Here is an 11,455-nt window from a genome sequence, read left to right as displayed (position 1 = left end):
ACAACTCAAGGAGATTCAAATGGACGAAAAAGTCATTATTGAAATCAAAGTAGTACTTCAAGCAATCAAAAGAAAAATTGAAATTTTTAACGAAATTGAAATTCAGGAAAACATTAAAAAAGAAGTGTGTCATTCGTACCTCTACGGAGCTTCACACCAAACGCTGAAAGGCATTGAAAGCATTATTGATAAAGAGCTTTCGAAGATCGAAGGCTAAATATAAATCAGCACACATACAGAAGCGGCAACTTCTGTATGTGCCACACAATCACCGGAGAGCAATTATGCAAAACGATTCTAACGTACAAACTGCAGAAGCAGAAATTTCAAAATACCACTGTAAATGTGGTGGCTTAATTTTGCCTGATTTTGACTTGTTCAAAGTTGGCCAACAAGTCAATTGTATGGAAGAAACAGTAAAACCATTTGGTGATGGCCGTGCAGCGGTAAGACAAAAAGCCTTTGTAGGTTCCATTATTTCAATTGATGGTGATGTGTTTGAAATTGTAGGAAATAGAAAAACCTATCATTTTGAACGTGGCGAATTTACGCCATTGAATGCACCAGGACCGATTGAATATTTTCGTATTGGGAAATGTCGTTGTGAGTTAGACCAGGAACAATAAGCATGAACTTTAACTTTAAAAATGCAATGTTCATCAATGTTCTAGCATCGCTATTCATCACTACATTTGTTTATTTAGTTGGAGTAACTCAATGACCGCCTTCATATTCGACACGGAAACCCACAAATTACATGGCGATATCATCGAAGTAGCTGCAATGGAAGCATGTTTTTGGGAGTTATCAGGCAGAAAGGAATTTTTACCGACCATGATTGAGTACCAAAAACGCTTCAAACCCAGCGAACCCATCGGTTTAGGTGCAATGGCAGTTCACCATATTGTCGATGAAGATTTGGTAAAATGCCCATCATTCACCAAGTTCCAAATGCCTAAAGATGATGTCAAATACCTGATTGGTCACAATATTGACTATGACATTGCAGCCATCAATCGTGCAGGCACAGAAACCAATGGCATCAAAGCAATTTGTACACTGGCAATGGCGCGTTATATGTGGCCAACATTGGAAGCGCATAATTTAACAGCATTGGCTTACCACATTAGTACCGATCGCAAAGCGACAAGACGTGGACTACGCAATTCACATTCAGCATTAACTGACTGTAAAACCACTTTTTTACTAGTAGCACGAATTATTCGTGAAAAGAACATTACCAGTTTAGAAGATCTGTGGGAATTTTCACAACAGGCAAGATACCCAACCCACATATTCTATGGAAAATATAAAGGTTGGGCGATAAAGGACATGGATGATTATGACATAGGTTGGTTACTGCAGAGAACAGATGAACCATATCTTCGAATTTCACTGCAAAATGAATTTCAAGAACGACATAATATAAGCGAAACCGAAGAGCTACCGTTTATATAATTCCACACCTTTTAATCACCTCAAAAGCACCTCCACTCGGAGGTGCAACCGCATAAAATATCCCCAATACTTTAAAATACTTAAATGTAGGTCTACTTATGTCTGCAGGACTCGAAATACGTGGAAAATCCATGCGGATCTGGATGCGACCAATCGCAACTGAACCCGTCATCAAAGAAACACTCGACTGGCCATTCACACCAGAAAATCATGAACGTGCGGAAAAGCTGGCCAGCTTAATCAAATTAGAGATTCAATTGGATCAGTTTCATCTGGCCAAGCACTTTCCAAACTCAAAAAACATCAAAAAAAATCAGGTCAGTTATTACGCCCAGCAATATCTTGACCAAACAATAAAAGAAGTTGCACCAAGCACATACGATTCATATCGGGGTCATGTAAACAATCATATTGTGCCTAAATTTGGGAAAATTCACCCCAAAGATATCAATACCAACATGCTAAAAAAGTGGATTGAAGTACTCAAGGATTCACTGAATAACAAAACAGTCCGTGAAATCATCACCCGTTTTGCACAGATACATGCAATCTGGAGAGATGAAAAGCAAATGCCATATAACCCGTTTGAAAATATTGTTATTCATCAGCTCGATCCACCAGAGCCAGATCCATTTAGTAAAGTTGAAATCGCCATGATTCTGAATACCGAAACAGATCTCGATATTCAAAATCTATTACCATGCTTATTCTGGACAGGGCTTTCCATGTCAGAACAAATTCCAATAGCATGGGAAGACATCGATCTGGAGAACGGTACTATTCAAATAACCAGATCATACGTCCGTGGTATCTATAGGGTCACCAAAAATCGGCGTAGAAAAAGACGAATCAAGCTGCTCGAACCAGCAATACAGGCTCTCAAAAAACAGTATCAAAGCTCAGGCAATAATAGACCAAAAACAATCGAAGTACTGCAGCGTGACAACAGGACCAAACGAATAGAAAAAGTACGCTTTGTCTGGATCAATCATGAACGCTTAAATCACTTTGAATACCATGAACTTAGATATCGTTGGAACAAACATTTAAAGAAAGCAAAAGTGCGCGGACGAGGCATTAATCAGGGAAGACATACATTTGCCAGTCAACTTTTAACGTCTGGCCAAGTCCCCCCGGAGTGGATAGCAGAACAACTTGGTCATAGTGATACATCTATGATCTATAAGCATTACGGAAAGTTAATCGCAGAGGATCTGCCAGACTACATCACAAAGCTGAATAGTTATATTTCGATGTAATTAAACTTACTTTGAACTTACTCCATGAGAGAAATATTTTTATTCATATAAGTGCCTAAATATTAAGGCACTTTTTTTATTTATTACTTTATTACATCTTTTTAAATCTACATCCAAATCCAGACTTACTCATTAATTCGTTTTGTGTCTAAAAAGCGGCTTAAAAGAGAATCAAAGGAACTTGTCTATCAATTTGAGATCCAACAATTCCCATATTTAACCCATTTGCTATATGGTTGTAAGCTAAGTTATTAATTTATATAGAGCTAGTGTATTGATTCTTATGGGTTCGAATCCCGTCATTCACCCCACATTCGGAGCATAGCACAGCCTGGTAGTGCACCTGGTTTGGGACCAGGGGGTCGTAGGTTCGAATCCTACTGCTCCGACCATCATCCTAGAGATGAGATAAAATACCGCTAATAAAGCGGTTTTTTTACGTCTGAATTTTAATATAGCTGAATACGTAATTTATCATTACACCTAAAACCATAGGAAATCAGGTTTTACAGATGTTTCCATGTACTAATATTTTTAGAATTTAGCTATACATCGCAGAGCATGACAAGTTTGGTGTAGTGGAAAGGTTGGGAGAGGTGTCGTGAAGTTTGAGTTTATGAGCTATTCGGTGATTGCCATGAGGCTTCAAGCAGACTAAGAAAAATGGCAGAAAACTCAATAGGAATTGATGGTGATATTTTGCTTGAATGCGACCAAAATTAAAAAATAGGCATGGGGTTCAGTGGACGCTTACAATGCACTTGTGTTTATTAAACAAGAAAACCGCCACTAATGGCGGTTTTCTTATCAATGACAACTTATGTGTCGCGTGGTGTAGATTAAACTTACCAGCTTAACGCACCACCAGTCTGATAATCCGTTACCCGCGTTTCAAAGAAGTTCTTCTCTTTACGCAAGTCCATCATCTCAGACATCCACGCAAATGGATTGTTCACGCCAGCAAACTGCTCTGGTAAACCAAGCTGAGATAAACGACGGTTACAGATGAACTTCAAGTATTCTTCCATCATGCTGGCATTCATGCCCAATACACCACGCGGCATAGTGTCACGCGCATACTCGATTTCAAGCATGGTACCCTCAAGAATCATTTGAATCACTTCCTGTTGGAACTCATTTGTCCAAAGGTGAGGGTTCTCAATCTTAATCTGGTTGATCATGTCGATACCAAAGTTCAGGTGCATTGACTCATCACGCAAAATGTACTGGAACTGTTCAGCAACACCGTTCATCTTGTTACGGCGGCCCATACTCAAAATCTGGGTAAAGCCACAGTAGAAGAAAATGCCTTCAAGCACGCAGTAGAATGCGATCAGGTTACGCAATAAACGCTGGTCGTTTTCAGGTGTGCCTGTGTGGAAATTAGGATCAGTCAATGATTGTGTATATTTCAAGCCCCATGATGCTTTACGTGCAACACTTGGAATCTCACGATACATGTTGAAGACTTCACCTTCGTCCATACCTAAAGATTCGATACAGTATTGGTAAGCATGCGTGTGAATCGCTTCTTCAAATGCTTGACGCAAAATGTATTGGCGGCATTCAGGATTTGTAATATGACGATAAATCGCCAAAACTAAGTTGTTCGCAACCAATGAATCTGCTGTTGAGAAGAAACCTAAAGAACGCATAACAATCGTACGCTCATCTTCGGTCAAGCCATTTTCAGACTTCCAAAGTGCGATATCGTGGTTCATGTTCACTTCTTGAGGCATCCAGTGGTTGGCACACCCGTCCAAGTATTTCTGCCAAGCCCACTCATATTTGAATGGCACAAGCTGGTTTAAATCCGCACGGCAGTTGATCATGGCCTTGTCATCAACCTGTACACGCTGTGCGCCCATTTCCAGTTCTTCCAGACCTGGCGCAACGTCAAGATGTTCTAGGGCTTCAGATGCTCTAGCCAGCGAATCGGTTGGATTTGTTGATCGCACGGTACTGGTTCCAGCGGATTGTGGAGCTGCCATACGCGGTGATGATGGCTCTGCATCAGGTACCACTTGCGTATCAACCGTTTTTTGCGATTCGAGGGACGCAGACTTGTGTTCAGGTGCAGTCGGTTTTTGCGTATCATCTTCAAAATCGTCCCAACTTAGGATAGACATATTTAATCTCACTATAATCTTAATTTATTTACATTGCAGTTTTAAAAAATGAAAATGGCGCATAAGAAACACAGCAAAACAAAAAGGGTAATAATCAATCCCATCATCGCTAAACGTTTGAGATTGATAGTTGCAGGAAGTGAGTTTGGCGTTAATAATTTGCCTGTTTCATCATAAATGGCAATCGCTCTTGCCCCGCTACTTAGCCCTAGCTCTTGTAATGCTCGTATTTCTACTTGTGTTAAACCAAATTCCATTCGCTCCATTGCTTGAATAAACATATAAGGAGCTAAATACTTAAAACCGCCACCACCACGTTTGAGTAACTGCGTTAATGTAGTTTCAGCGATACTAAAATCACCTAATAACGAACGTGGATGTGAAAACTGTGCACATTCAGTTAGATATTCTGTAGAAGATGGATAATGAAGTACTATCCGATCGACATAAATCTGTACTAAAACAGCAGGAGCATTAGCATATCGTTCTAAATCAGTTTGAAGCATAGTTCTACTTCCCAATAAAGCACTTTATTGACCTTGCTTTTGCTGCTGTTTCCGAATGGCTAAAAATGCATACACCATTGGTACATAAAAGAAAATAAAGGCAAAGATTAAAACACCTAGGCCTAACATGTAGTTATGGCTAATATTCAACATAATCTTTGCCTCTTTCCTTTAAATCTTAAATAAACCCTACTTTATTTAAGAAGGGTTTTTCCAGGATCTAATTACTGACAAGCTTCACAATCTGGATTGTCGATTGAACACGCCAATGGTACAGGTGCAGCCGTAGCAAAATCCTCTTCAACTTGTACGTCAGGTTTTTTCTCTACAACCACTGCCTGTGCCGCAACAACAGGTGCTTCAACCGATGCTGGTTTAACTGCGTTCAATGCACCTGTATTGATTGTTGATTTCTCCGCAGAGGTCGCACCCAAAGCACGGAGGTAATAAGTCGTTTTAAGACCACGTAACCATGCCATCTTATAGGTAATGTCCAGTTTCTTACCATTTGCACCAGCAATGTAAAGATTAAGCGACTGCGCCTGATCAATCCATTTTTGACGGCGTGATGCAGCATCAACGATCCAACGTGTATCTACTTCAAACGCAGTTGCGAAGATTGCTTTCAATTCCTCAGGAATACGTGCAATCTTTTGTACTGAACCTTCAAAGTGTTTCAGGTCATTTACCATCACGGTATCCCACAGACCACGTTCTTTTAATGCACGAACAAGGTAAGGGTTGATTACTGTGAATTCACCTGAAAGGTTAGATTTTACATACAAGTTTTGGAATGTCGGCTCAATCGACTGAGACACACCACAAATGTTTGAAATGGTTGCGGTTGGTGCAATCGCCATTACATTTGAGTTACGCATACCATCTTTTTGAACTTTGGCACGTAAGCTATCCCAATCCAAACGTTGAGTACGATCAACTTCGAACATACGTTCAGGACGTGATTTAGCAACTAACTCTAAAGAGTCGATTGGTAGGATGCCTTGATCCCACAATGAACCTTTAAATGTTGAGTAAGCACCACGTTCAAGCGCAAGATCGCTTGATGTTTGAATTGCGTAGTAACTGATCACTTCCATAGATTCATCGGCAAAGTCAACTGCTGCATCTGAACCGTAGGCGATGCCCATTTCATAAAGTGCATCCTGGAAGCCCATGATACCCATACCGACAGGGCGATGCTTTAAATTCGAGTTTTTCGCTTGTGGTACAGCGTAGTAGTTAATGTCGATTACGTTATCGAGCATGCGTACCGCAGTTTTAATCGTGCGAGCTAATTTCTCACGATCTAACACTCCACCTTGAACGTGTTGTACTAGGTTAATCGAACCCAAGTTACAAACAGCGATTTCATCTTGGCTTGTGTTCAATGTAATTTCAGTACACAAGTTTGATGAGTGCACCACGCCAACATGTTGTTGTGGTGAACGTAAGTTACATACGTCTTTGAATGTGATCCACGGATGGCCTGTTTCAAATAACATGGAAAGCATTTTGCGCCACAAATCTTTTGCACGGATTTTCTTGTGCAACATGTTTTGTTCTTTTGCTACTGCTTCGTAATGCGTATAACGTTCAGCAAACTCAGCACCTGTTAGATCGTGTAGATCAGGTGTTTCTGAAGGTGTAAATAATGTCCATTCAGCATCTTCAAATACACGTTGCATGAATAAATCAGGAACCCAGTTCGCTGTATTCATGTCGTGAGTACGACGGCGGTCATCCCCTGTGTTTTTACGTAACTCTAGGAATTCTTCAATGTCTAAGTGCCAGGTTTCTAAGTACGCACAAACCGCACCTTTACGCTTACCACCTTGGTTGACCGCAACAGCGGTATCATTCGCTACTTTAAGGAATGGAACAACACCTTGAGACTTACCATTTGTGCCCTTGATATAAGAGTTCAAAGCACGTACAGGTGTCCAGTCATTACCTAAACCGCCTGCCCATTTAGACAGCATGGCGTTGTCACGCATCGCACCATAAATGTCATATAGGTCATCACCAATTGTTGTTAAATAACAGCTGGATAATTGTGGGCGTAATGTACCAGAGTTAAATAGCGTTGGCGTAGAGGCCATGTAATCGAAGCTAGATAATAAGTTATAGAACTCGATTGCACGGTCTTCTTTGTTTTCTTCATTGAGTGCGAGACCCATTGACACACGCATAAAGAATAATTGTGGTAATTCAAAACGTACGCCATTTGAATGAATGAAGTAACGATCGAATAAAGTTTGTAGACCTAGATAGGTAAATTGATTTGAGCGTTCAGGTTGAATCGCTGCTGACAATTTAGCAAGGTCAAAATTAAGAAGATCAGGAGATAAAAGATCAAGCTCGATCCCTTTCTTCAAGAAAGGTTCTAAAGCATCGCTTTCCAGGGTATCTGTTGATAAACCTAAGAATTCTAATCCAGTACCAACAAGCTCATTACACAACAAACGTGCAGTCACATAAGTATAGTTTGGCTCTTGTTCAATACGGGTACGGGTTGCCATCATCATGGTGGTAGCAATGTCGCTTTCCTTTACACCGTTATAGAGGTTCTTAACGGTTTCATCGACAATGGCCTGAACATCAATCCCTTCAAGACCCGCACTTGCAGTTTCAATGGTGGCTGTAAGCGCACTCAGGTCCAATGGCTGGAGCTGACCATTAGCATCAGTAATCTGTAGGGTAGGATGATGGTTCGCACCTGCCTGCTGACGGGCGGTGGCACGCTGTTCACGGTAAATCACGTAGGCACGGGCAACCTTTTGCTCGCCTGTGCGCATCAACGCCAATTCAACCTGGTCCTGAATCTCTTCAATATGAATTGTGCCGCCTGACGGTAAACGGCGATTAAAGGTATTCAGCACCATCTCTGTGAGTTGCTCAATACGGTCATGGATACGACTTGAGTCGGCTCCCTGCTGACCTTCAACAGCTAAAAAGGCTTTTCCAATCGCAACAGAAATCTTCTCGGCATTAAATGTCGCGATTTCTCCAGTGCGCTTAATAACCTGAATTTGGCCAGGTGTGGAAGTGATGATGCTCATGTCAGCATAGCTCCATTATCATCTATTTTTATGTTCATAGACCGTTTGAATCGTGCACAAAATATGCCACGATGTTTGAGGGATAAACACAATACTTAGTGGTTAAAGATTATTTTCAACACAAGATACGGGATTTTTAACAGCATATCAATCTTGACATTTTACTAAAGTTTTTTTTGTGTTTTAACTGCTGTATTCACAGACACATAGCATAGCAAAGGGCTTTAAAAAGACGTATAGATAACTCTGTGGATAACTCAAAAAACAGACACTTAAATTATTTCGGAAGCGCAAAGAAACAAATTGTTTAATACTGGTACAAAATTTATACTCAATATCTATGTTGTTTATAACAAGCATGCAATTCTGAAAAAGACATTAAAATTCATAATATTAATAAAAATATAACAAAACTGGGTGGACGTGTATCAGTTTGGTGAACGACCACTTGTTTACAATGTAAACGTGTGTATATTGCAAATCATAAACCAATGTATCTGTAAAATTATTAGGGGCAAATAAATGAGCCAAGAAGAAAAGTTACCAAAGATTTTGATCGTTGAAGATGACGAACGTTTAGCACGCTTAACCCAGGAGTATTTAATCCGTAACGGTTTGGAAGTTGGGGTTGAAACTGATGGTAATCGTGCCATTCGTCGTATTACCAGTGAGCAGCCTGATTTAGTGGTATTGGATGTGATGTTGCCTGGGGCGGATGGTCTAACCGTTTGTCGTGAAGTGCGTCCACATTATCATCAACCGATCCTGATGCTGACTGCGCGTACTGAAGATATGGATCAGGTGCTAGGTCTGGAAATGGGTGCAGATGACTATGTTGCCAAGCCTGTGCAGCCACGTGTCTTGCTTGCACGTATCCGTGCGTTATTACGCCGTACCGACAAGACGGTTGAGGATGAAGTGGCGCAACGTATCGAGTTTGATGATCTGGTGATTGATAACGGTGGTCGTTCTGTGACCCTGAATGGTGAACTGGTTGATTTCACCAGCGCGGAATATGACCTGTTATGGTTGTTGGCTTCAAATGCGGGCCGTATCCTTTCCCGTGAAGACATCTTTGAGCGTTTACGTGGCATTGAATACGATGGTCAGGACCGTTCAATTGATGTGCGTATCTCCCGTATCCGTCCAAAAATTGGTGATGATCCAGAAAATCCAAAGCGTATCAAGACCGTTCGTAGCAAGGGTTATTTGTTCGTCAAGGAAACCCATGGTATGTAATTCCATTCATCATTGAAACTTGGGTAGGGGCGAACTGTGTTCGCCTAATATTCATTTTGATATTGAGTCAGCGCATTAATTCACTCGGGCTATTTTCTTTATGGTAAGTCGAGTACTGAAAAACAGCATATTCTTGCGTATTTATGCTGGACTGGTGGTTTTGGTCGTTGTTGTGGCGGTATTCTGTTATTTGCTGGTGCAGATCATCAACTACCAACGGGCGCAGGAATATCGTGAATCCCTGACAGATGGTATTTCCTATGTCATCAGTGAGGGCGTGGCTCGCCAACCAGAAAAACAGCAAAAGCTGGACTGGATTTCAGATGCTTCGGATTTGCTGGAGCTTCCGATCTACTATGTTGATGCGGCGCGGGTGGAACTTTCCCGTACCGAGCGAAAGCGGATTGCCGAACAAAAGTCTGTGGTTCGTTACGATGCCAATAATGGTATTGGTTATGTGATTATTGGGCTGAAAGACGATCCCAAACATTTTCTCTACATTAAGGTGGATAAAATAGGTGAACGGCAGATGAAAGCGCTGCCGATTTTTGTGCTGGACTACCTGATCTTTTATCCAGGTCAAGAGCGCGAATATCTGGAAAAAATTAAAAAGCACTTCTATTATCCCATTGAAATTGCCGATATCCGAGATATTAACCTCGACTCTGAGCAGATTGGCCGTTTGCGTCAGGACCAGAGCGTGCTGCTTTATAAAGACAGCGCCAGTATACGTGGCACCACCATCTCGATTGTGTCTCCCATGCCTAACCACCCTGCACAGGTATTGGTTCTAGGCCCAGTGCCCATGTTCAACTGGATGCCTTTCCAGCTTGCGGCTGGTATCACCCTGTTCAGCCTGTTTTTATTGAGCTTGGGTGTTTATGGTTTGATTCTACCGCTTGAACGTAAAATCCGTCAGGTTCGTCATGCCCTGAATAAAATGAAGTCAGGCGACCTGTCATTGCGTGTCCCGATAGAGGGGACCGATGAAATGGCAAATCTGGCATCAAGTTATAACAATATGTCAGACCATATCCAGCGCCTGATTGAGGCACAGCGGGAATTGATGCGCGCGGTTTCGCATGAGCTGAGAACGCCTGTGGCCCGTATCCGCTTTGGTATGGAGATGCTGGCGGAAGAGGACGACTACAGTTACCGTATTCAGCAGGTGGAAATGATTGACAAGGATATTGAGGCGCTCAATACCCTGATTGATGAGATCATGACCTATGCCAAACTGGAGCAGGGCACACCATCGCTTGATTTTGAAGACCTTGTGTTGGTCGAGGTGCTGGATCAGGTGGTAATGGAGACTGAGGCACTCAAAACCCAGAAAGAAATTGAACTGATTGCGCCGCCTTTGACATTGCGTGTTGATGCCGAGCGCCGTTACCTGCACCGTGTGGTACAGAACCTTGTGGGCAATGCAGTGCGCTACTGTGACAACAAGGTGCGTATCAGTGGTGGTGTGCGTGCTGATGGCAAGGCTTATGTGTGTGTGGAGGATGATGGTCCAGGGATTCCAGAGCAGGAGCGCTCTCGCATTTTTGAGGCGTTTGCGCGTCTGGACGATAGCCGTACCCGTGCATCGGGTGGCTATGGTTTAGGCCTTTCGATCGTAAGTCGTATCGCCTACTGGTTTGGTGGTGAGATTCAGGTTGACCAAAGCCCAAACTTGGGTGGGGCGCGTTTTGTCATGACCTGGCCAGCCAAACGTTATAAACAAAGCGGTAAAAATAAAATCTAGATTTCGGGCATTAGGATTTTATAAGAAACCAAAGCCATTATGGCTTTGGTAAAGTGTA

The 11,455-nt window shown here is 42.0% G+C and carries 10 protein-coding genes and 1 tRNA gene; 7 read left to right on the top strand and 4 right to left on the bottom strand.

Features of this window, described 5'->3' with window-relative positions:
* The first annotated feature begins 19 nt into the window (after window positions 1-19).
* The 5 genes from F972_RS10735 (at window position 20) to F972_RS10715 (ending at window position 3,109) form a co-directional block, all read left to right on the top strand.
* Window positions 20-217 (top strand): hypothetical protein, encoded by a 198-nt coding sequence (locus F972_RS10735; RefSeq protein WP_004769735.1) that lies wholly within the window; start codon window positions 20-22, stop codon window positions 215-217.
* A 67-nt stretch (window positions 218-284) separates the two neighbouring features.
* Window positions 285-626, top strand: coding sequence for a hypothetical protein (locus F972_RS10730; protein WP_004769733.1), 342 nt, complete (start codon window positions 285-287; stop codon window positions 624-626).
* Window positions 627-717: 91 nt separating this feature from the next.
* Window positions 718-1,458: a 3'-5' exonuclease gene (locus F972_RS10725; RefSeq protein ID WP_004769732.1), complete on the top strand. Its 741-nt coding sequence runs from the start codon at window positions 718-720 to the stop codon at window positions 1,456-1,458.
* 98 nt (window positions 1,459-1,556) lie between these two features.
* Window positions 1,557-2,717 carry a tyrosine-type recombinase/integrase gene (locus tag F972_RS10720; protein ID WP_004769730.1) on the top strand — a complete coding sequence of 387 codons (1,161 nt, stop codon included), beginning with the start codon at window positions 1,557-1,559 and terminating at the stop codon, window positions 2,715-2,717.
* 315 nt (window positions 2,718-3,032) lie between these two features.
* A tRNA-Pro gene (locus F972_RS10715) sits at window positions 3,033-3,109 on the top strand.
* 453 nt (window positions 3,110-3,562) lie between these two features.
* On the opposite strand, the gene F972_RS10710 is transcribed toward F972_RS10715, so the two are convergent.
* From F972_RS10710 to F972_RS10700, 4 genes are all read right to left on the bottom strand, one after another.
* Window positions 3,563-4,846, bottom strand: coding sequence for a ribonucleotide-diphosphate reductase subunit beta (locus F972_RS10710; protein WP_004682968.1), 1,284 nt, complete (start codon window positions 4,844-4,846; stop codon window positions 3,563-3,565).
* A 41-nt stretch (window positions 4,847-4,887) separates the two neighbouring features.
* On the bottom strand, window positions 4,888-5,352 hold the full coding sequence (locus tag F972_RS10705; protein WP_004682967.1) for a hypothetical protein: 465 nt from the start codon (window positions 5,350-5,352) through the stop codon (window positions 4,888-4,890).
* Window positions 5,353-5,376: 24 nt separating this feature from the next.
* Window positions 5,377-5,505: a hypothetical protein gene (locus tag F972_RS15480; protein ID WP_004682965.1), complete on the bottom strand. Its 129-nt coding sequence runs from the start codon at window positions 5,503-5,505 to the stop codon at window positions 5,377-5,379.
* Between the two features lie 71 nt (window positions 5,506-5,576).
* Window positions 5,577-8,411 (bottom strand): ribonucleoside-diphosphate reductase subunit alpha, encoded by a 2,835-nt coding sequence (locus tag F972_RS10700; protein WP_004682964.1) that lies wholly within the window; start codon window positions 8,409-8,411, stop codon window positions 5,577-5,579.
* 522 nt (window positions 8,412-8,933) lie between these two features.
* Here F972_RS10700 and bfmR point away from each other — a divergent pair.
* Complete coding sequence (gene bfmR, locus F972_RS10695) at window positions 8,934-9,650, top strand: response regulator transcription factor BfmR (protein WP_004675099.1); 717 nt, start codon at window positions 8,934-8,936, stop codon at window positions 9,648-9,650.
* A gap of 100 nt (window positions 9,651-9,750) precedes the next feature.
* A complete protein-coding gene (bfmS, locus tag F972_RS10690) occupies window positions 9,751-11,397 on the top strand; it encodes a sensor histidine kinase BfmS (RefSeq protein ID WP_004682960.1) in 1,647 nt (548 codons plus the stop codon).
* Window positions 11,398-11,455 lie beyond the last annotated feature (58 nt).

Origin of the sequence: Acinetobacter sp. CIP 102529, from assembly GCF_000368325.1 — a bacterium.
Classification (GTDB): Bacteria; Pseudomonadota; Gammaproteobacteria; order Pseudomonadales; family Moraxellaceae; genus Acinetobacter; species Acinetobacter parvus.
This window is presented reverse-complemented; position numbering and strand designations above follow the sequence as displayed.

Bases quoted from the DNA above. Each gene is read 5' to 3' on its own strand.
- F972_RS10720 (WP_004769730.1), top strand. From the start codon at position 1,557: ATGTCTGCAGGACTCGAAATACGTGGAAAATCCATGCGGATCTGGATG.
- F972_RS15480 (WP_004682965.1), bottom strand. From the start codon at position 5,505: ATGTTGAATATTAGCCATAACTACATGTTAGGCCTAGGTGTTTTAATC.
- bfmR (WP_004675099.1), top strand. From the start codon at position 8,934: ATGAGCCAAGAAGAAAAGTTACCAAAGATTTTGATCGTTGAAGATGAC.
- F972_RS10705 (WP_004682967.1), bottom strand. From the start codon at position 5,352: ATGCTTCAAACTGATTTAGAACGATATGCTAATGCTCCTGCTGTTTTA.
- F972_RS10735 (WP_004769735.1), top strand. From the start codon at position 20: ATGGACGAAAAAGTCATTATTGAAATCAAAGTAGTACTTCAAGCAATC.
- F972_RS10710 (WP_004682968.1), bottom strand. From the start codon at position 4,846: ATGTCTATCCTAAGTTGGGACGATTTTGAAGATGATACGCAAAAACCG.
- F972_RS10700 (WP_004682964.1), bottom strand. From the start codon at position 8,411: ATGAGCATCATCACTTCCACACCTGGCCAAATTCAGGTTATTAAGCGC.
- bfmS (WP_004682960.1), top strand. From the start codon at position 9,751: ATGGTAAGTCGAGTACTGAAAAACAGCATATTCTTGCGTATTTATGCT.
- F972_RS10725 (WP_004769732.1), top strand. From the start codon at position 718: ATGACCGCCTTCATATTCGACACGGAAACCCACAAATTACATGGCGAT.
- F972_RS10730 (WP_004769733.1), top strand. From the start codon at position 285: ATGCAAAACGATTCTAACGTACAAACTGCAGAAGCAGAAATTTCAAAA.